This is a genomic window from Hyphococcus flavus (assembly GCF_028748065.1).
GTDB classification, from domain to species: Bacteria; Pseudomonadota; Alphaproteobacteria; order Caulobacterales; family Parvularculaceae; genus Hyphococcus; species Hyphococcus flavus.
On record NZ_CP118166.1, the window covers coordinates 2,335,176 to 2,354,141 of the forward strand.

The 18,966-nt window shown below is 55.5% G+C and carries 17 protein-coding genes and 2 tRNA genes; 7 read left to right on the forward strand and 12 right to left on the reverse strand.

Annotated elements, in window-relative coordinates; translation table 11 throughout:
* The first annotated feature begins 21 nt into the window (after window positions 1–21).
* From PUV54_RS11125 to PUV54_RS11135, 3 genes are all read left to right on the forward strand, one after another.
* The gene (locus PUV54_RS11125; protein WP_274492311.1) at window positions 22–606 is read left to right on the forward strand and encodes a DUF4167 domain-containing protein; all 585 of its coding nucleotides are present in this window, start codon (window positions 22–24) and stop codon (window positions 604–606) included.
* A gap of 83 nt (window positions 607–689) precedes the next feature.
* Entirely contained in the window at window positions 690–1,484 is a 795-nt protein-coding gene (locus PUV54_RS11130) for an SDR family NAD(P)-dependent oxidoreductase (RefSeq protein WP_274492312.1), read from the forward strand.
* A complete protein-coding gene (locus tag PUV54_RS11135) occupies window positions 1,481–2,230 on the forward strand; it encodes a class I SAM-dependent methyltransferase (RefSeq protein WP_274492313.1) in 750 nt (249 codons plus the stop codon). Before PUV54_RS11130 ends, PUV54_RS11135 begins: the two co-directional genes overlap by 4 nt.
* On the opposite strand, the gene PUV54_RS11140 is transcribed toward PUV54_RS11135, so the two are convergent.
* From PUV54_RS11140 to PUV54_RS11155, 4 genes are all read right to left on the reverse strand, one after another.
* Entirely contained in the window at window positions 2,227–4,044 is a 1,818-nt protein-coding gene (locus PUV54_RS11140) for an aminopeptidase P family protein (protein WP_274492314.1), read from the reverse strand. The genes PUV54_RS11135 and PUV54_RS11140 overlap by 4 nt on opposite strands.
* Before the next feature lie 72 nt (window positions 4,045–4,116).
* A complete protein-coding gene (locus PUV54_RS11145) occupies window positions 4,117–4,998 on the reverse strand; it encodes a 50S ribosomal protein L11 methyltransferase (RefSeq protein ID WP_274492315.1) in 882 nt (293 codons plus the stop codon).
* A 3-nt stretch (window positions 4,999–5,001) separates the two neighbouring features.
* On the reverse strand, window positions 5,002–5,622 hold the full coding sequence (locus PUV54_RS11150) for a carboxymuconolactone decarboxylase family protein (protein WP_274492316.1): 621 nt from the start codon (window positions 5,620–5,622) through the stop codon (window positions 5,002–5,004).
* A 22-nt stretch (window positions 5,623–5,644) separates the two neighbouring features.
* Window positions 5,645–8,038: a UvrD-helicase domain-containing protein gene (locus PUV54_RS11155; protein WP_274492317.1), complete on the reverse strand. Its 2,394-nt coding sequence runs from the start codon at window positions 8,036–8,038 to the stop codon at window positions 5,645–5,647.
* 128 nt (window positions 8,039–8,166) lie between these two features.
* Between PUV54_RS11155 and PUV54_RS11160 the strand changes: the two genes are divergently transcribed.
* Entirely contained in the window at window positions 8,167–8,502 is a 336-nt protein-coding gene (locus PUV54_RS11160) for a YegP family protein (protein WP_274492318.1), read from the forward strand.
* A gap of 76 nt (window positions 8,503–8,578) precedes the next feature.
* On the opposite strand, the gene PUV54_RS11165 is transcribed toward PUV54_RS11160, so the two are convergent.
* Window positions 8,579–9,478 carry a hypothetical protein gene (locus PUV54_RS11165; RefSeq protein ID WP_274492319.1) on the reverse strand — a complete coding sequence of 300 codons (900 nt, stop codon included), beginning with the start codon at window positions 9,476–9,478 and terminating at the stop codon, window positions 8,579–8,581.
* 185 nt (window positions 9,479–9,663) lie between these two features.
* Here PUV54_RS11165 and PUV54_RS11170 point away from each other — a divergent pair, with 185 nt between their 5' ends.
* Complete coding sequence (locus tag PUV54_RS11170) at window positions 9,664–11,349, forward strand: M20/M25/M40 family metallo-hydrolase (protein ID WP_274492320.1); 1,686 nt, start codon at window positions 9,664–9,666, stop codon at window positions 11,347–11,349.
* Window positions 11,350–11,395: 46 nt separating this feature from the next.
* Here PUV54_RS11170 and PUV54_RS11175 read toward each other — a convergent pair whose 3' ends face one another.
* From PUV54_RS11175 to PUV54_RS11190, 4 genes are all read right to left on the reverse strand, one after another.
* Window positions 11,396–12,109, reverse strand: a complete 714-nt coding sequence (locus PUV54_RS11175; RefSeq protein ID WP_274492321.1) for an SIMPL domain-containing protein — start codon at window positions 12,107–12,109, stop codon at window positions 11,396–11,398.
* A 175-nt stretch (window positions 12,110–12,284) separates the two neighbouring features.
* Window positions 12,285–12,361: transfer RNA gene (locus PUV54_RS11180), tRNA-Ile, on the reverse strand.
* 160 nt (window positions 12,362–12,521) lie between these two features.
* Window positions 12,522–12,613: transfer RNA gene (locus PUV54_RS11185), tRNA-Ser, on the reverse strand.
* 109 nt (window positions 12,614–12,722) lie between these two features.
* Window positions 12,723–15,353, reverse strand: coding sequence for a lytic transglycosylase domain-containing protein (locus tag PUV54_RS11190; RefSeq protein WP_274492322.1), 2,631 nt, complete (start codon window positions 15,351–15,353; stop codon window positions 12,723–12,725).
* Window positions 15,354–15,700: 347 nt separating this feature from the next.
* On the opposite strand from PUV54_RS11190, the gene dapA reads away from it, so the two are divergent.
* Window positions 15,701–16,582 (forward strand): 4-hydroxy-tetrahydrodipicolinate synthase, encoded by an 882-nt coding sequence (gene dapA / locus PUV54_RS11195; RefSeq protein ID WP_274492323.1) that lies wholly within the window; start codon window positions 15,701–15,703, stop codon window positions 16,580–16,582.
* Window positions 16,582–17,055 (forward strand): SsrA-binding protein SmpB, encoded by a 474-nt coding sequence (gene smpB, locus PUV54_RS11200; RefSeq protein WP_274492324.1) that lies wholly within the window; start codon window positions 16,582–16,584, stop codon window positions 17,053–17,055. The genes dapA and smpB overlap by 1 nt, the downstream gene beginning before the upstream one ends.
* On the opposite strand, the gene PUV54_RS11205 is transcribed toward smpB, so the two are convergent.
* From PUV54_RS11205 to PUV54_RS11215, 3 genes are read right to left on the reverse strand one after another with little or no spacing between them, the layout of a single operon-like run.
* A complete protein-coding gene (locus PUV54_RS11205; protein WP_274492325.1) occupies window positions 17,052–17,549 on the reverse strand; it encodes a hypothetical protein in 498 nt (165 codons plus the stop codon). The two genes, smpB and PUV54_RS11205, sit on opposite strands and share 4 nt — an antisense overlap.
* Window positions 17,550–17,605: 56 nt before the next feature.
* Entirely contained in the window at window positions 17,606–18,256 is a 651-nt protein-coding gene (locus tag PUV54_RS11210; protein WP_274492326.1) for a uracil-DNA glycosylase, read from the reverse strand.
* 15 nt (window positions 18,257–18,271) lie between these two features.
* A complete protein-coding gene (locus PUV54_RS11215; RefSeq protein WP_274492327.1) occupies window positions 18,272–18,904 on the reverse strand; it encodes a LabA-like NYN domain-containing protein in 633 nt (210 codons plus the stop codon).
* Between the last annotated feature and the right edge of the window lie 62 nt (window positions 18,905–18,966).

An 18,966-nucleotide genomic window follows, 5' to 3' on the forward strand; every position in this document is an offset into this window, starting at 1 on the left:
AAATATGTAAAAGGCAATCTTATGAAGCGTGGCCGTAATCAACGCCGCCGTCCCGGCGGTCCTAATCCGAACAGAGCGCTTGATTCAAATGGACCAGATGTCCGCATACGCGGCACAGCCAATCAGATATATGATAAGTACCAGGCGTTGGCGCGCGACGCTTCTTCTGCAGGCGACAGGATCAAGGCCGAAAGCTACCTTCAGCACGCAGAACACTATTTCCGGTTGATTCGCGCCGCACAGGCGAACCAGCAACAACAGCAGCAACAGCCTTCTGCGCAAGAAGGCGAGGGCGAACAGCCATCTGTTGGGAACGATGAGCAACGCGACGGCAGCCGGGAAAACAGCCGTGAGAATACAAACGGTCGTGAAAATCGGCGCGGACGCGCACAACGCAGCAATGGCGCGGCAGAGGATGCAGCGACCGAAGAAGATGCGGCCTCTGAAGAAAAAGCCGATGAGACAACTGAGGCAGCCGCAAGCGACGAAGCCGAAAAGAAGCCCCGCCGACGGCGCACCACACGCAAGACAACCCGCAAAAAAGCTGATGCTGATGTAGAAGCGCAAGCGGATGATAAGAAACCTGCCGCCGCCGCAGCAGAGTAAACAGCTTTTGGCTGCTGCGCGTTGTTTACACGCGCTGCGCAGGGCCTAGTTTCCTTGTGAACCGCGTTACAAGGAGATTGTGCATGGTCGGCGTAACAAACACTTTATTCAATTTAGACGGCAAAACAGCCATCGTGACCGGCGCGTCGCGTGGCATCGGCGAGGCTATTGCGCGCCGGCTCGCGCAACACGGCGCCAATGTCGTCGTATCAAGCCGTAAACCTGGCGCGTGCAAGCAGGTTGCAGATACGATCAATGAAACTGAAGGGCGCGAGGCCGCCCATGTGATCGGCTGCAATATTTCTCACAAGGAGGAGCTGCAGCACCTTGTGGATGAAACAAAAGCCAAATGGGGGCCGGCTGATATTCTTGTCTCCAACGCGGCGGTGAACCCGTATTTCGGTCCGTCGTCAGGCATGAGCGATGAACAGTTCGACAAGATTCTGTCTTGCAATGTGAAGGCCTCGCACTGGCTTTCACATATGGTGTTGCCGGACATGCAAAAGAAAAAAGACGGCGCCATCATCATTATATCTTCGATCGGCGGGTTTGTGGGCTCTCCAGCGATCGGCGCTTATAATATTTCCAAAGCGGCTGATTTACAGCTCGCACGAAACCTGGCGGTTGAATACGGACCGGACAACATTCGGGTGAACTGCATCTGCCCGGGTGTTGTCAAAACCTACTTCGCGGAGGCGCTCTGGAAAGATCCGAAAGTCGAAAAAATGATGACGGAAAAGTTGCCCATGCGCAGGTTCGGCGAGCCGGATGATGTCGCCGGTGCGGCTGTTTTTCTTGCGTCTCCAGCGGCGCAATGGATGACGGGCCAATCAATAATTATTGATGGCGGTACGTTAGTAGGCTTGGGCGGGCTTTGAGCGATCCGTCGAAAAATTTTGGCGAGGATGCAGGACGATATGCAACGTATCGGCCGGATTATCCGCAGGATGTCTTCGACTTACTCATATCGCATGTGCGCTCGGGCAAAAAGCTCGCTGTTGATCTTGGCGCCGGTTCCTGTCAAGCGACCAGAAAACTTGTCAGGCTGTTTGACTATGTCGTGGCGGTCGAGCCGGACGCGCGACAGGCCGCTGAGGCGCAGATTTCTGAAAACGCGGAAATAAGAATTGCATCTGCGGAAGACGTAACTTTCGAAGCGAAAAGCATAGATGCTGTTGTTTCAGCGACGGCGTTTCACTGGATGAATCAGCCGCTGATCTGCCGCAAGGTGGCGTCATGGTTGAAGCCAGACGGTGTGTTTTTTCCATTTGCATTCGACAGGTTTGAGATCGAGGGCGAGGTTGGTGAATTTTACAACACCGAGTTTGAGAAATGGAAGGAGTATCGCGATCGCCGCATTGTTGAATGTTATGATTACACGGGCGCCCTGACGAATAGCCGTGAATTTGAAAAGGTCATTCCATTTGCGCAAAATTTTAGCCACACGCTTCCGTCTGAGGCGGCGGCAGGAATTGTATCGACATTTTCATTTGCGCGAGCATACGCAAAGAGCACGAACAACGCGGAGCGGTATTTCCAAGAAGTTACTGACGTGTTCGTTAAAGCCGGTGAGACTGTGACGATTAAGACGCCGATAGTCGGTGCTTTGGGTGTTAAGAGTTAAATCGCACGCGTCACCATTTCGAACCAGTCTTTCATCTCGGCCGGCAGTAGCGGCGCCAATGTAGTGCGTACACGGTCATGATATTCGTTCAGCCAATCGCGCTCGTGCTGGGTGAGCATGTCCGGCTTGACAAGAACGAGGTTTATTGGCGACAGCGTAATGGTTTCAAACTCCATCATCTCGCGATCACCGCCCTCAACAGGCTTCAGTTCAGAAACGACAATCAGGTTTTCGATACGGATGCCGTATTCGTTTGATTTATAATAGCCCGGTTCATTCGACAAAATCATGCCGGGCAACAGGGCCTGCGTGTTCGGCGCTGGCGCAATGCGTTGCGGGCCTTCATGTACGCCGAGAAATGAACCGACCCCATGCCCAGTGCCGTGATCATAATCCAGACCAACGTCCCAAAGCGGTTTGCGCGCGATCACATCAAGCTGATGACCTGTCGTGCCTTTGGGAAACTTTGTGGTGGCGAGGGCGATGTGCCCCTTGAGCACGAGGGTGAAGCGCTCGCGCATTTCCTCAGTTGGTTGGCCAATGGGCACGGTGCGTGTGATGTCTGTCGTGCCGTCAGGATACTGTCCGCCAGAGTCAATCAAGTAGAGCGTGCCACGATCCAGCTTGATGTTGGACTCGGTTGAGACACGATAATGACAGATAGCGCCGTTTGGTCCGGCTCCGGAGATTGAATCAAAACTCAAATCGCGCAGCATGTCCGATTGTGAGCGAATTTCTTCCAGTTTTTTCGCCGCCGTGATTTCGTCGACGTTGCCGGATTGGGCTTCGGTATCAAGCCAATGCAGGAACTGCGTTACTGCGGCGCCATCACGGATATGCGCTGTACGTGTCCCTTCAATTTCTATCTTGTTTTTTGCGGCGCGCGGCAGAGCGCAAGGGTCTGTCAGTGGGACGATGGATGCGCCGGCTGATTTCAGATCATCGACATATTTGTAAGGCGCAAGAGCGGGGTCTATGGCTACCTTAGCACCCTCTTTGCCAAGTTTTTCAAGCACTGCCGTCACATCTTTTTCGGCGCGGATGTCGACATCGTCACCGAGAACGCCAGGCAATTCATTGCCGACTTTCTCAGGCGCCAAAAAGAGCGTGGCCTTGCCATCCTTGTTCACAATCGCCCGGCCCAAGGGCAAGGGCGAGCGCGATACGTCGCTGCCGCGTATGTTGAACAACCATGCAATAGAGGGTGGAGCGGTGATCAGAACCGAATCGGCGCCGGCTTTTGCAATAGCGTCAGCGATTTCTTTTCTTTTTTGATCAGACTCTTTTCCGGCAAACTCCATGCTGTGCGCCTTTACCGGTGTCAGCGGCGCCGGCGGCTGATCCTTCCAGGCAATGTCGATTGGGTTTTCATTAACAGCAACAAGTTCGAAGCTCGCTTTTTCAGAAGCCGCGCGTAAGCGGTTAACCCCTGCCGTCGTATGCAGCATAGGATCATAGCCTATGCGAAGGTTCTTCCCTGCGTTGTCTGTGAGCCATACATCAATAGAGGTTGTGGTGACATCGATATACTCAAAGAAGTTGCTGTCAGTCTGTTGCCTGACTTGCAGCGTATAGCGGCCATCGGTGAAAATGGCGGCTTTATCTGTCATGATCACGGCGGCACCGGCGGAACCTGAAAAGCCAGTCGCCCACATCAGCCGTTCGGCATAGGCCGGAATGTACTCATTCTGATATTCATCATCATGCGGAATAATGAAACCGTCGAGGTTCAGTTTTTTCATCTCCGCGCGCAACAGGGGGAGGTGTTTGCCAGCGAAGGAGCGGTCGGAAACCGGTTCAAAAGTTTGAAACATGAAAACGCCTTTATGAGTAAATTTCGTGCGATATATCGCCCGTCTGGCCTGCGGTCACAAGGGGGCGGCGGTTCAGGTTTTTACGAATAAGAGGACTGGCCAGGTTGGCTGCTCCAACCGGTTGATTTGCCGGAACCCTTCACGCTCATAGGCGCTGCGAACCACGTCTTCCTGTTCCGACATCAACCCGGCAATCATAACGCGACCATTCTTTGCGACATGAGCCGCCATGTCTGGCGCCAGCTCGGCTAAGGGGCCGGCCAGAATGTTGGCGAAGACAAAATCAAACGGCGCAGATGATTTTATCTCTGGATGATCGAAACCGGCGGCTGTCAGGGACATGATTTTATCGCCAACGCCGTTCAGCGCGGCGTTTTCCCTGGCGATGGAAACGGATGTTTCGTCAATATCGCTTGCGATGAGCGTTCGCTCCCAGAGTTTCGCCGCCGCGATGGCGAGAACGGCTGAACCGCAACCGAGGTCGAGAATTGATTTGGGCGCCCAGCCCCCAAACCGGTCGAGCAGGGTAAGGCACCCCGCCGTGGTCGGATGATGACCTGTGCCAAATGCCTGATTGGCGTCTATTCGTATCGATATGTCGCCGTCTTCGTTGGGGAGTTTATCCTCGTCATGAACGCCATAAAGAACGAACCTGCCGCAGCGGACGACGCCAAGACCTTCAAGAGAATGTGCAACCCAATCCACGTCGGGAAGCTCCTCTGTTTCGCCGTTGCGCAATCCGTATTCGGAGACGAGTTTACTTACAGCCTCTGTGTCAGGCGCATCTTCAAAATACGCATCCAGTCGCCAGGCGCTTGCGCCGTCCTCAACCGTTGCGTCTTCTTTGGAAAGGCTGACTGCGCCGGCGGGCGGCCAGAGGAGTTCGGTTAAAGCGTCACCGGCTTTTTCAAGTGGGGTGCGTTCTCCGGTCCAGCTGAGTTTATAGGAAGGCATGCCTTATTGGTGTCCCCAGTCGTTTTCATCATCGCTGTTGTTTGGCGAAAGGCCGAGCCTATCGCCTTCCGTAGTAACGCCAAGACCCAACACGGTGCGATTGGCGTAGGCGAAATAGGCGGCGACCTGATTGATCTCAAGAATTTCGCCGTCGTTCCACCCGGCGGTGCGTAGAAGTTCGATATCATTGGCCCTGATTAGTTCCGGCGTTTTTGTGATCATGGCCGCGTATCGCAATGCCGCACTCTCTTTCGGCGCCAGAACGTCCTGCTCCATTATGTCGCCAGCGGCGCCTGCGTTCAATGCAGACCGGATTTGCTCTGCGCGCGCATCGTCTTTTAACAAGTGGCGCAAGCCTTCGAAGTGATGTTCAACGCAATAAGCGCAGTTGTTCATAATACTCACGTAAACACCAATGGTTTCAAGAAGCCATTTCGGTGTTGTGTTGGCGCTATGATGCAACACGTTTTTGTACAGCGACATGTGTCCTTCTAGGGAGGGCGGGCGAAGGCTATGCGCCGTCATGATGTTATCGATACGGCCATCAGGTCCTGTAATGCGGTCGTATAGCGTTTTCAGACGGCCTTCAGCCTCATCAGGTGCAATGGTTTTGATGAAAGTCATCGCGGCCTCCAGTTCAGCCAGGCTACGCTGCGTCAACAAAAGTATCGATTACTTTTTTCAAACCGGAATGTTCAAAATTGACGGTCAGCTTTTGCCCTTCGACGGCGAAAATTTCTCCGTAGCCGAATTTTTGATGAAAGACTCTCTGTCCTTTTTTGAACTTTGATGCGCCTGCGCTGACGGAAACGGTTGCGCCGCGGCCTTCGATCATTGGCGGTTCGCCGGCGCTTCGTGATTTCGCTGCGCGTGCGCGCCGCCAGCCGGGATTGTCGTAGTACGCATCATCTCGAAGTTTCACGCCTTCAAAACTTGAATGGCTGGCGAAGTCTCCGGCGGCGTTGCCGTAAAGGCCAGGCTCGGAAACCACATCCACATGTTCTTCGGGCAATTCGTCAATAAACCGGGATGGCATCGCCGCTTGCCATCGCCCGTAAATTTGGCGGTTGGCGGCGAATGAAATGCGGCAGCTTTCTTCAGCGCGTGTTACGCCTACATAAGCGAGGCGGCGTTCTTCCTCGAGGGCGGCGTTGCCGTTTTCATCGAGCGCGCGTTTGGACGGGAAGATTTCTTCTTCCCAGCCTGGCAGGAACACCACGGGGAATTCTAACCCTTTTGCGGCGTGCAAAGTCATCAGCCAGACCTGCCCGCCGCCGGTGTCTTCATTGAGTTCAGAGACAAGCGCCACATGATCAAGATAGCCTTCGAGCGTGTCGAACTCAGATACCGCCTGGATCAATTCTTTAAGGTTATCGAGCTTGCCGGGCGCTTGCGGCGATTTAGAATTCTTCCACATATCGATGTAGCCGGACTCTTCCAGCACCAGTTCGGCGAGGTCGGCTGGCGCCATGTCTTTCGCATCGCGAGACCAGCGATCGATCGTATCGACAAAATTGACTAGCGACCGGCGCGCCGCAGCATGAAGATCATCACTCTCAAGGGCGATGCGCGACGCCGCCATCAAGGAAATGCCTTGCGCCCCGACCTCGAAAGCGGTCGAATCATCATCTGCGCGCCTTTGTGCGCGGGCGATTTTGTGCAAGACCTGTAGCGCCTTGTCACCCAGCCCGCGTTTCGGTTTGTTGACGATGCGGTCAAAGGCGAGATCGTCATCCGCCGAACGGATCAAGCGAAGATAGGAGAGGGCGTCGCGAGTTTCTTCGCGCTCATAAAAGCGCGGGCCGCCGACAACTTTGTAAGCAAGACCCAGCGTATTGAAGCGTTCTTCAAAGGCGCGCATCTGAAATGACGCGCGTACGAGCACAGCCATGTCTGAAAGCGAACGTCCCTTCGCCTGTTCCGCCTCGATATCGTCGCCGATGAGACGTGCTTCTTCTTCACCATCCCATACGCCCCGGACTTTGACTTTTTCGCCTTCCTCGAGATCCGTCCACAGGGTTTTGCCGAGGCGCGCGGTATTGGAAGAGATAAGACCAGACGCGGCGCCAAGGATTGACGGCGTGGAACGGTAATTACGCTCAAGGCGGATGACTTTTGCACCTGGAAAGTCTTTTTCGAAGCGAAGAATGTTTTCAACTTCCGCGCCGCGCCAGCCGTAGATCGATTGGTCGTCATCGCCGACACAACAGATGTTTTTGTGTTTCTGTGCGAGGAGCCGCAGCCACAAATATTGCGCGACGTTCGTGTCCTGATACTCGTCCACCAGCATGTATCGAAAGCGCCGCTGATACTCTTCAAGCACATCAGGGTTAGCCTGAAAGATCGTCAGGTTATGAACCAACAAGTCGCCAAAGTCGGCGGCGTTCAATGTTGTCAGCCGCGCCTGATAGGCGCGATAAAGATCGATCGCTTTGCCTTCGGCGAAATTGTAGGCTTCGTTCGCCGGGACCTTGTCCGGCGTCAGGCCGCGATTTTTCCAGGCGTCAATCACATAGGCGAGGCCGCGTCCTGTCCAGCGTTTCGGATCCAGATTGGCGGCTTCGATAACTTGTTTGGCAAGGCGCACCTGATCGTCTGCATCGAGGATCGTAAAACTTGATTTCAGTCCGGCGAGCTCCGCATGACGGCGCAGGATTTGCGCGCCTATAGAATGAAACGTGCCGAGCCATTTCATCCCCTCAACGCTTTCACCGACAAGTTTTTCGATACGCTCTTTCATTTCTCGCGCGGCTTTATTGGTGAACGTTACGGCGAGAATCTGCCATGGCTGCGCGCGGCCGGTGTGGAGCAGGTGGGCGAGGCGGGTTGTCAGCGCCCGCGTTTTTCCTGTGCCGGCGCCAGCCAGCATCAGAACAGGTCCTTCGGTCGCCAGAACGGCTTCGCGCTGTTCGTTGTTCAACCCATCGAGATAAGCGGCGTTTTCTGTGCCCGCCGGCCTGTTCTGGGCGGCTGACCCCTCATGAAGCGAAGCCAGGGCGCGTTCGGAAATAGACAATTTTTTTTCGGATTGAGACGCCATAATACAAGCTTACAAAAAAGAGAACGATTCTGGAACATTTACGCTGCGTCGCTCTATTTGCAATCCGCGCCGGAATCGCGACTATGAGAGAGGGGCGGCATGGGATTTTCGCAGAAGGAGACGAACGGATGGCAGGTAAATTCGAGCTTTACAAGGACAAGGCGGGCGAATTTCGCTTCAGATTAAAAGCAGGCAATGGCGAAAATATCCTCGCCAGCGAGGGCTATAAGGACAAATCAGGCGCGGAGAACGGCATCGCGTCCGTGAGGAAGAACGCCGCCGACAAATCGAGATTTGAAGTCAAGGAATCCTCGAGCGGTAAGCCTTATTTCGTCCTGAAAGCGGCGAATCATCAGGTCATCGGCCAGTCGCAAATGTATGATTCGGCTTCCGGCTGCGAGGGCGGCATTGAATCTGTCATGAATAATGCGCCAGACGCGGCAGTGGATGATCAGGCGGGTTAAGCTTCAGGCTTGATGTGAACTAAAAAACGCCGCCCCGACAGGGCGGCGTTTTCGTATGATCCGTAGTATCGATTGTCTATCTGGCGGTCTGAATGTCGTCATCCAGCTCAGCGTCATCGCTGTCCCAGATTTCATCATCCAATTCTTCGTCGACTAAGGCCTCATCGGCATCGACGATATCAATGCCCGTCTGCGTGTCGTCTTCCACAAAATCCGCTAGAATCTCCTCGCAGCCGTCCTGTACGAAAGCGAGGTCATCGATCAGGTAGCGCAGTGTTTCGCGGCGGTTGCGCCAGCCGCGGCTCCGCATGGAAACTTCAATCCGTTTTGCGCGGCCGCCGAGATAATAAGCGCCCGCCATATGGCGCCAGCGCACGGTGTATTTTGTCCATTCAAAACCGGCACGCGCCTGTGGCAATTCCATGCCGTTTTCATCCCACCCCTTGATCCTGACTCTGAAACGCTCTCCTTCACGGCCGCCAGTCGGATAAATCGCCATGGTTACAACACAAACGGGTTCGTCGAATGTGATGACCAGCGGCGCGTTTAAATGATTAACGTAGGCGGCGGCGTACTGGCCGCTGGGTGCGGCTTCATAGGTGCACATGGAGTCATAATAAAAACGCCGTTGACCTTCGCAGATTTGCCGCGTTACGCCACGTCCGAAATGTACGCCATAATCTTCTGCATAAGCTTCACGGATCACGTCGCCATGTTTTCCCGGCGGCGCCTCAAATGTGATCACGCGATAAGGCTCGTCGTTTGACGCTTGCGCGGCGTCGCCGACACGGGAGATGACGCCGGTTATGGTCGCCGGATTGGTGTCATTGTCCGGGTCCGGACCAATGCCATTCTCATGAACATAGTTCGCGGGAGGCGCATCATTCAATACAAGCGCGCCGGCCCCGGTGGACATGAACCCAGTGGACATGAACATCGCAACGCCAAGCGCCGCAGTCCCAAGCAATCGCGTCATAACCAATAACTCCCCAATAGGGTTATAATACATCGTGTCCAATAAGGTTCCAAATATGGCAATTTGGCGAAAAAGCGTTGTATTTTCACATCACTACGATTGTCGCAACCGGAGGATGAGCGCCTCAGGCGGTTGACGGCGCCTATCGCTCTCGGCCTAATCCCGCCACCAAATAAGGAGATTCCATGCGCTTTTCAGCTTTGGCTATTGTTGTTTTTGCCAGTGCGGCTTTCGCTGCCTGCGCTACTTCGCCGGACCAATCGGAAACGTCGCCACTTGATGCAGATATCGCGGCGACAGTTTCCGGCATTGATGCGGAGACAGACGTCTCGGAACGCATGCGCATGGATGTTTTCTGGCTCGCTGACGATGCGCGACGGGGCAGGGAAACCGGAACACAGGGATATCTTGATGCGGCTAAATATGTCGCCGCGCGTTTAGAGGCGATCGGCGCTGAGCCAGGCGTCAATGGCGAATGGTTTCAAAACGTGCCTTTTCTTTCTGCAACGCCCGTACTTGAAAAGGCGTCGATTTCTATCACGGCGCCTGACGGGACAGTGCACACTCTAACGCATCTCGATGATTTTCGCGTATTTCCATCCCTTAACGCTGAAAGCTTTGAAATTGAAAACGCCGAAACAGTGTTCGTCGGCTTCGGCGTGCATGCACCGGCATTCGGACACGACGATTACGCGGACGTCGATGTAGACGGAAAGGTCGTGGTATATTTTTCTGGCGCGCCGGACATTTTCGATAATGAAAGCCGCGCACACTTCAACTCGTCCAGCGTGAAATTCAAGGAAGCTTCGGATCGCGGCGCCATTGGCGCCATCTCAATGTTTACCGCGGGTGGAGAGGAAAGTTCGCCTTGGGACCGCTATGTCGCCAATCCTTCTTACACGTCGATGACTTGGGTTTGGCCCGATGGCCGTGCTGATACGAGTGGCCCGAATATCAAAGGCAACGCAACGCTTCATCCGGAAAAGGCGCCGCTGATGTTTACGGGCGCTCCGCAGTCTTATGAGGCTGTTCGTGCGGCGGCGGACGCGGAAGGAAAGGCGCCGGATTCGTTCAACCTCGCCGTCCGCGTCTCCATGGCGGGGGCGCTTGAAATCGAAAACACCTCCAGTCCCAATGTGGTTGGGCTCATTCCGGGTTCAGACCCGGATCTGAAGGATGAATACGTTATCCTGACCGCGCATCTCGATCATGTCGGGATCAATGAATCACTTATCGCCGAAGGAAAAGACGGCATCAATAACGGCGCCGTTGATAATGCGACTGGCATCGCCATCATGCTGGAAGCAGCGCGACGGCTGATTGCTGATGCGCCGCCCAAGCGCAGCGTTATTATTGCAGCGGTGACAGGGGAAGAAAAAGGTTTGTTAGGCGCTGATTACTTTGCGCACTTTCCAACAATCAACGGCGGGGTGATGGCGGCGAACGTCAATCTCGACATGCCGGTAATGCTTCATGAGTTTACCGATATCATCGCTTTCGGGGCTGAAAGGTCGTCACTCGGGCCGATCATGAATGACGCGCTTGAACAAACCGGCGTCTCGCTCGCGCCGGATCCGATTCCTCATTTGAATGTTTTCGTGCGATCCGATCACTACCGTTTTGTTGAAAAAGGCGTGCCTTCGATTTTTCTATGGACCGGGTTCAGCAATGGCGGTGAAGAACAGTTCTGGGATTTTTACAGAAATCATTACCACAGCCCGAGCGATGATCCTTCGCAACCTATCCGATACGATGATCTCGCCCGGTTCGCTGACATAAATTACGTTATTGCGCGGGCGATCGCGAATACGCCGGAACGTCCGTCCTGGAATGAAGGCGACTTCTTTGGCGACCTGTTTGCCGGAGAATAGGCCGGATGCGTCAGCTTCAACGGGAAGCTGACGCAACGTAGTCTTTTTACTGGATTTCGTAGACGAGCGTTACCGTGGCGTTGACTTCAGACTCGCCAGCCTCCATCGGAACAGCGCTGTCCGCCGCCATCTCCATGCGCGCGGCGTAAGGGCGGGGTTGCGGCGACGATACATAACCGTCCTGAATGGTGATTAACGCACCTAGACGCACGCCTGCCGCGTCGGTGAGAAGTTCGGCTTTTGCTTTCGCATCAGCAACCGCATCACGGCGCGCATCTTCTTGTAGAGGCTTGGGGTTGGAAAAGCTGAACGAAACGCCGCCCAGGGAATTGGCTCCTGATTGTACGGCCTGATCGATCACTGCGCCTGCGTTATCAAGGTCACGCAACTTCACCGTTACGCTGTTCGATGCTGTGAAACCGATCACTTCGGGCTGCGATCTGTTCTTGTCGTAGTTATAGCGCGGGTTAATGGACAGGCCTGATGTCTGGATGTCACGGTCGGCGACGCCCAGTTCCTTCAGCTTAGTGATTGTCGCTGACATGTCAGTGGAGTTTTTGCGCAACGCTTCGGCCGCGGTTTTCGCTTCACTCTGAACGCCGATCGAGATGACGGCCATGTCCGGCGCGGCGGCGGCGCGGCCCTGTCCGTTGACCGTAATGGTTCTTTGCATCGCGCCGTCTTCGGCGGCGATTGCTTGCGGCGCTGCGCACCCGGCGATCACCATCGCGGCGGCGGCAGGAATAAATAGATGACGCATGGTTATAACCTCCATTTTGCGCAGGCGCGATCAGACATGTTTGCTGCGGCGAAATCAAGGCGGGAGGTTGTCTGAGAGATGGAGCTGATCACAACGGGTTGTGGAGTGCCGACAAGTAGCGGCGTAATTCTGAAGATAAGTCGTGCGCGTGTATATGGTCGCTTGAAAATTAAAATGGTGGGCCCGGAGGGACTCGAACCCCCAACCTAGCGGTTATGAGCCGCCAGCTCTAACCAATTGAGCTACAGGCCCTTCTCGACGATGCGCCGTGAGAAAGAGACGGGTCTCATATCAGCAAATGCAAAGGGGGCAAATACTTTGCCGCTTTTTGGCGTGCGTCGGTCAAGCAATTGGTTGTTTGAACATCAGGATTTCGCCCGGCTGCGTTTGCTCTACAAACAGTCCGGGCTCATGGCGGAGACGAAGGGATTCGAACCCTCGATGCGGGACAAACCGCATACTCCCTTAGCAGGGGAGCGCCTTCGACCACTCGGCCACGTCTCCGCCGCCGGTAATGCCTGAAGGCGCGCGGGTTTGCAAGGCGCGCGGGCGAATAAGAAAAGGCCCCATGAACGAGGTAATTCAAGCGCACATTTTGTGTAAAAAACGCCGGTCAGCAGTCAGCGTTTACCTCCGGCTCGTCTGCGCCACGCATGCTCGCCAGCATTTCTGCATTGAGGCTTGCCGTCAGATCTTCTTCCTCGTCGTCAGATGCATCGCCATCAATATCCGTCAAACAGGTCTCAATCCTTGAGGTTACCGTTTGCGGTTCTGCGGCTGAGGATTGCTGGCCGGGTGTCGGCATGCGGGCGAGAATTTTTGCAATCCGTTCCTGATCAATGCCGTCAGCGATGATAATCGTCGACGATGCTGGCGCGCTGGGGGAGGGCTCGGTTTCTGCATCAGTCGCCACGTTTTGCTGTGCTGGACTTACAGGCTTGATGGAGGGAGCCGCCGCCGGTTCCTGAGCGTCATCCGTCCGCGGTTGCAGTTGCGGTACGGGCATTTGCAACATCGCGGTTTTTGTCACCGTTATGCTGGTTTTTTCCGGCGCTTGTTCTGCGAGCGCGGCTGCGTCCGTTTCAAGCGTGGATGAAACAGGTTGTTCGATTTTCGATGCAGACCGCTCAACTTTATTCGGTCGCGTTTGTTCAGCCGCGGCTGTTTGCTCAAACGCAATCGGTGATGCGCCAGTCGCCTGTTTTGGCGCCGTCAGCGGCGCTGCGGGTTCCGCCCTAAGCTGTTGCGCATAACGGCGCGCACGCTCTTCGGTGCGCTTGGGTAACGCGGGAAGTGTCGGCGCCGCGTAAGAGGCTGCGGCGTTGGCAAGAACGATCGAAGGCGGTTTTAAAGAAGCTACGCGATCGCGCGGTCCGCCTCGTTCGATGTCGCTGTAAAGCCGGCCCGGAATTGGTTTGTCGTTGATCCGGCCGCGATAGACCTGAACATTTTCAAGGACCCGCTGTACATAGTTGCGCGTTTCCGAAAATGGAATGAGTTCAACCCAGTCGAGCGGGTCAACCGTACTTGAGCGCGGGTCGCCATATTCAGTGATCCAGCGGTCAACGCGTGCGGCGCCGGCGTTATAACCTGCGAGCGTCATGATGAGCGAGCCGTCGAAACGCTCAAGAAGATGCGACAGATGCGCAGAACCGATGGTCATGTTGTAAACCGGATCGTCCAGCAGCGCCGACCGGATATAGGGCAGGCCTTCCTTGCGCGCGGTAATTTGCGCCGTGGACGGAATAAGCTGCATAATGCCGCGCGCGCCTGCGCGTGAGTAGGCGCGTGGGTTGAATTCGCTTTCCTGACGGGAAAGGCCAAGAATGATTTCCGGTGAAACAAACCGTTTGGCTTCATCAGGAACAAATACCAGCGGGTAAGCAACTTCAGGCGCGAACGCGCCACGCTGAATGCCAACCTTTCCGGCGCGGACAGTGAGGTGCGGCGCACCCTCGCCATCAGTCAGTTTGGCAAGTTCCAGATATTCACCCGGACGCTCAAGCTGATCGTCAACATGATAAGCAAAGACCATGAATTCGTAATCGAGATCGAGGTCGGTAAGCATTTTCAATGCTGAGACAGTCGGTCTTGAGGCGAACAGCGCGCGGTCTGCGGCTGACGATTGCTGCGGCGGTGCAAATTTTGCTGCATCGATAAGCCCAAGCTCTTCAGCGGCTAACTGTCCGTAATAAGAATAATAGTGCTTCGAGGCGACTTTATAATAAGCGTTTGCCTGCTCTGTCTCGCCGCGCGCCGCCGCCGCTCGCCCGAGCCAGTATTTCGATCGAGAAACGGAAATGGGCGAATCGACTTCCGAAGCGAGCGCCAGGAAATGGGTCTCGGCGCGGGCCGGTGAATTAAGAAAACGCAGCGCAATCCAGCCTGCGTAAAATTCCGCTTCAGCGTAGTCGCCGCCGCTGGTCATTCGGTGTTCGGCGGCGAGAGAATAAGCGTCAGCAAAGCGGCCGTTGCGCAACGCCCATCGCATCAAAAGCTGGCGTTCAAACCACCAGCGTTCGCCATTACGCAAAAGGTCAGGATCTTCCGGCGCCTGGGTGGCAAGCGAAATTGCTTTCGATTCATCGCCGCGCCGCCGGTAGTAACGGACGGCGGCAAGCAACACGCCGGAATCGAGCTGTTCCTGAGCGGATAATCTGTTGTAGAGTTTCGTCGCGTTAGCCGCGCTCAAGATCAGGGCGACGCGGGCTTCCGCCATGCGGCGGTCATCGCCCGAGAGTTTGGATATGACGCGCCGGGCGTTCGTGACCTGTCGCGCCCATAACAGCCGATCGACACGCGCTGCGTGTTCTTCCGGCGTCAGGTAGCCGCCGTACACGGATAAAATCCGCTGTTCTTCCGACAGTTTGAAATTGTGGTTGATCCACGCGTCGCGCACATAGCGTTCGCCGCCAAACTTGTCGCCTACAGAAAACAATGCGCGGGCGAGCTGAATTTTGCCCTCGCCGGTGACCGGTTCGCGGGTGTCGAAGAACGCGAGCACTTCATCCGCGGGCGCGCTGTCCGGAATTTTATCCTCAATGAAAGAACTGATGCGATACTGCATCGGCCAGTCGATATTCGCGTCCAGAAACGCATCCGCATCGTTGAAATCGATTTTCGGGTCCTGCGCCATCAGATACATCCACTGGCCAAGACTTTTGGCGATCGGATCGTTGACGGTCCCGGTCAGGGATTGTGCTGTGGAAAACTGTTTCTTTTTGAGCGCGTCAGCGACCGCCAACAGGCGCTCCTTATCGTTAATACTGATATAGACAGGAGCGGGGGCGGGCGGCTTGATCCGGGGTGTCATTGCCGCAGAAGCGCTAGCGGCGCCAGCCGTCGCGATCAGCGCAACGGCCGCCAAGCCCCCGAATTTCAGGGTCTTAAAAGATGAAACTAGCCGCATTTTTGGAAAGGCCCCCAACCTTAAGCGCCAGGCTTCTGAACGCTCCATACCCTCAAAACTCCCGAATAAACTCACCGGTTCGTCATACAATAGCCCATTCTCCCGTGCTTCAAAACAGGCGCCGTCTTGCTGAATGACGTGTTGACGGCTATCGAGACGTTAAATTTGAGAAAACTGAGCCAATGAAACAATTTACAGGGTCAATCACGGCCCTCATCACCCCATTTCGTAATGGCGCGGTGGATGAGGACGCCTTTTGCGCTTTGGTCGAACGTCAGATCGCGAGCGGAACTCACGGCCTGGTGCCCGTGGGCACTACAGGCGAGTCGGCAACGCTTAGCGACGAAGAACACGAGCATGTGGTCAGGCTGTGTGTCGAAACGGCCAAGGGCCGCGCGCCAGTCATCGGCGGCGCCGGATCGAATGAGACGTCATACTCGATTTCCATGGCGCAACGTCTGCAAAAAGCCGGCGTCGATGCGATCCTGTCGGTTACCGGCTATTACAACCGGCCGAGCCAGGCGGGACTGATCGCTCATTATACGGCGCTGCATGACGCCACGGATGTACCCATCGTGGTCTATAACGTGCCAGCCCGAACGGGCGTCAACATTACTGTCGAAACCGTTGCGGCGCTTTCGAAACTTCCGCGCATTGTCGGCATCAAGGACGCAGTGGCCGATCTCGGCCGCGTGGCGCTGCAACGCCGCCTTTGCGGCAAGGACTTCCAATTGATCTCAGGCGAGGACATGACGGCGGTGGGATACAACGCCATGGGCGGAACCGGATGCATTTCCGTTTCGTCTAATGTTGCGCCTGAACTGTGCGCTCAAATGCAAAACGCGACACTCAATGATGACTTTGTTACTGCGCGTGCGCTTCAGGACAGGTTGGCGCCGCTGCATGAGGCGATGTTCTCAGACACCAGCCCCGGGCCGGCGAAATATGCACTCTCGCTCATGGGGCTGTGTACGGAGGACGTGCGCCTGCCGCTGGTGCCGCCAAGCGATGCTGCAAAAGCAAAGGTGCAGGCTGCGCTCCGTGAGCTTGGCCTGATCGATTAATGGCGGAGAAACCGAAAAGCGGCCGCGCTACCGTTGCGGTGAACCGCCGTGCGCGGCACGAATACTTTATCGAAGATGTGGTCGAGGCAGGGCTTGTTTTAACCGGCACTGAGGTGAAAGCCTTGCGTGAAGGAAAGGCGAACATCGCGGAAAGTTATGCTTCCCCGGAAGACGGCGAGATCTGGCTCATCAATGCGAACATTCCTGAATACTCTGCCGGCAATCGTGAAAATCACGAGCCGAAACGCAAGCGCAAACTGCTATTGAACAAGCGCGAGATCGCGCGGTTGTCGCAAGCGGTGGAGCGCAAAGGCTACACCCTGACGCCGCTGAAACTTTATTTCAACGAACGCGGCCGGGCGAAACTGGAGCTGGGCCTGGGGCAGGGCAAGAAACTGCACGATAAACGCGAAACATCGAAGGACCGCGACTGGAACCGGCAGAAACAGCGCCTGATGAGAGAGCAGGGCTAACGTTCTCCCGCGTCAGCACTGTCATCCTCGTAATAGGGAACAAAAGCCAGCACCGTCTGGAACGCCGCCGCAGCGCCGGCGCCGCCTGCAAAACACAAAAACAGTACACTGAATATATTTGGCGCCATGATCCCGGAAACGGAAGCCAGCAACAAAACAGCGCCGAGCGCAAGCGCGGCCTTGGCGTAAAATCGCACGAGCTTTGAAAAGGCGTCGCCCTTGCCGGAAAGTTGCGCTGCAAAGCGCGGGCGCGCCAGCCAGACATACATCCAGCAGCCGAAGCCCGCAGCGATCACGGCGCCGATGAGACTGCCGCCATGAAAAAGACCGGTTAACCCGCTCCGCGCTTCGGCGAAACTGACGGCTGCGACCGCAGCACCGATGACGCCGAACACAGCCGTGACAAACAACGTCAGCATAGGCTTGTTATGCTTGGCGTCACGGATCGCAAGCTGCTCATCCTTGCTCGGCAGGCCCCAATTTCGGTTGCTCATTGTCTGTCCGTCCGTTGGGCGTTTTCGGGACTGATCTGGCGGGGTGGGTTCCGGCGTCAGCCTTTGTCGATTTCAGCGCGGGCGGCGGCGAAAACATCCTCAAACATTTCCGTCGTCAATCTGCGCGTATTCGTATTGTAGCGTGAGCAGTGATAACTGTCGAACAAGGTTAATCCCCGATCCTTGATTCGGTGCGCAGCGCCGTGGCCGAATGGCGCTTCTTTGGCCTTCACGCCCAGTGCGACAAGGGTCGAATCATGGGCGATACGGCCGAGACACAAGATCGCTTTTAATTTCTTGAGGGCGTCAATCTGGCTCACCAGAAACGGCCGGCAGGTGCGAATCTCTGGCCCGGTCGGCTTGTTCTGCGGCGGCACGCAACGGACGGCGTTGGTGACCATGGCGCTTTTCAATTTCAGTCCGTCATTCGGGTCGGCGTTGAATTTGTCGTTGGAGAACCCGAACTTCGCCATGGTCGAATAAAGAAGGTCGCCAGCGTAGTCGCCCGTGAACGGACGACCTGTACGGTTCGCGCCATGTACGCCGGGCGCCAGTCCCACGATCAACAAGCGTGCATTTGCATCGCCAAAAGACGGTGCAGGCGCGTTGAAATAGTTCGGATAGGCTGCCTGGTTATCGACACGGTAATCAACCAGCCGCTTGCACAATTGGCAATTGAGCGGCGGGTCGGCTGCTGTCAGTTGCACCAAAACAGTGACGCCTTAATCGACGTCTTCGAAATCGTCTTCGTATTCATCCTCGAATTCATCGTCGTAGTCGTCTGCAGGTTTGGTTTTACGCGGCGGGCCGCCGGTGCGGCCGATCATGCTTTCAAGATCGGCAAGATCGGTAAAGGTATCCGCCTGACGCCGAAGCTCATCCGACGCCATGGGCGGAGAGGATTTCACTGTGGAAACCACCGTAACCCGCACACCTTTTGACTGGATGGCTTCGATAACGCGGCGGAAGTCGCCATTGCCGGAGAAAAGAACGAGATGATCAAGCCGTTCGGCCATGAGCATCATGTCGACGACAAGTTCCACATCCGTCGAGCCCTTGAACCGCTTGCGGCCCTGACTGTCGGTGAATTCCCGTGTGGTCTTGGTGACCATGGTGTAGCCATTATAGTCCAGCCAGTCGACGAGAGGACGCAAGGGCGAGTAATCCTGGTCGCGGTCTTCCTGTATAGCGGTGTAGTAAGACGCGCGGATGAGCTGACATCCGTCCTGCGCTTTTTTCAGCAAGCTTTTGTAGTCAATGTCGAAACCAAGATTGCGCGCTGCTTTGTAAAGATTGGCCCCGTCGATAAAAAAAGCCGTTTTCTCCTGCTCGCGCAGGCCTAAAAACTTGTTCATAGTCGCCTCTAATCAATGTAACTTGGCAATATTTCCGCATTCTGCGCGATAACCATCTGAGA

Bases quoted from the DNA above. Each gene is read 5' to 3' on its own strand.
- PUV54_RS11125 (WP_274492311.1), top strand. From the start codon at position 22: ATGAAGCGTGGCCGTAATCAACGCCGCCGTCCCGGCGGTCCTAATCCG.
- PUV54_RS11130 (WP_274492312.1), top strand. From the start codon at position 690: ATGGTCGGCGTAACAAACACTTTATTCAATTTAGACGGCAAAACAGCC.
- PUV54_RS11140 (WP_274492314.1), bottom strand. From the start codon at position 4,044: ATGTTTCAAACTTTTGAACCGGTTTCCGACCGCTCCTTCGCTGGCAAA.
- PUV54_RS11145 (WP_274492315.1), bottom strand. From the start codon at position 4,998: ATGCCTTCCTATAAACTCAGCTGGACCGGAGAACGCACCCCACTTGAA.
- PUV54_RS11150 (WP_274492316.1), bottom strand. From the start codon at position 5,622: ATGACTTTCATCAAAACCATTGCACCTGATGAGGCTGAAGGCCGTCTG.
- PUV54_RS11155 (WP_274492317.1), bottom strand. From the start codon at position 8,038: ATGGCGTCTCAATCCGAAAAAAAATTGTCTATTTCCGAACGCGCCCTG.
- PUV54_RS11160 (WP_274492318.1), top strand. From the start codon at position 8,167: ATGGCAGGTAAATTCGAGCTTTACAAGGACAAGGCGGGCGAATTTCGC.
- PUV54_RS11165 (WP_274492319.1), bottom strand. From the start codon at position 9,478: ATGACGCGATTGCTTGGGACTGCGGCGCTTGGCGTTGCGATGTTCATG.
- PUV54_RS11170 (WP_274492320.1), top strand. From the start codon at position 9,664: ATGCGCTTTTCAGCTTTGGCTATTGTTGTTTTTGCCAGTGCGGCTTTC.
- PUV54_RS11175 (WP_274492321.1), bottom strand. From the start codon at position 12,109: ATGCGTCATCTATTTATTCCTGCCGCCGCCGCGATGGTGATCGCCGGG.
- dapA (WP_274492323.1), top strand. From the start codon at position 15,701: ATGAAACAATTTACAGGGTCAATCACGGCCCTCATCACCCCATTTCGT.
- smpB (WP_274492324.1), top strand. From the start codon at position 16,582: ATGGCGGAGAAACCGAAAAGCGGCCGCGCTACCGTTGCGGTGAACCGC.
- PUV54_RS11205 (WP_274492325.1), bottom strand. From the start codon at position 17,549: ATGAGCAACCGAAATTGGGGCCTGCCGAGCAAGGATGAGCAGCTTGCG.
- PUV54_RS11215 (WP_274492327.1), bottom strand. From the start codon at position 18,904: ATGAACAAGTTTTTAGGCCTGCGCGAGCAGGAGAAAACGGCTTTTTTT.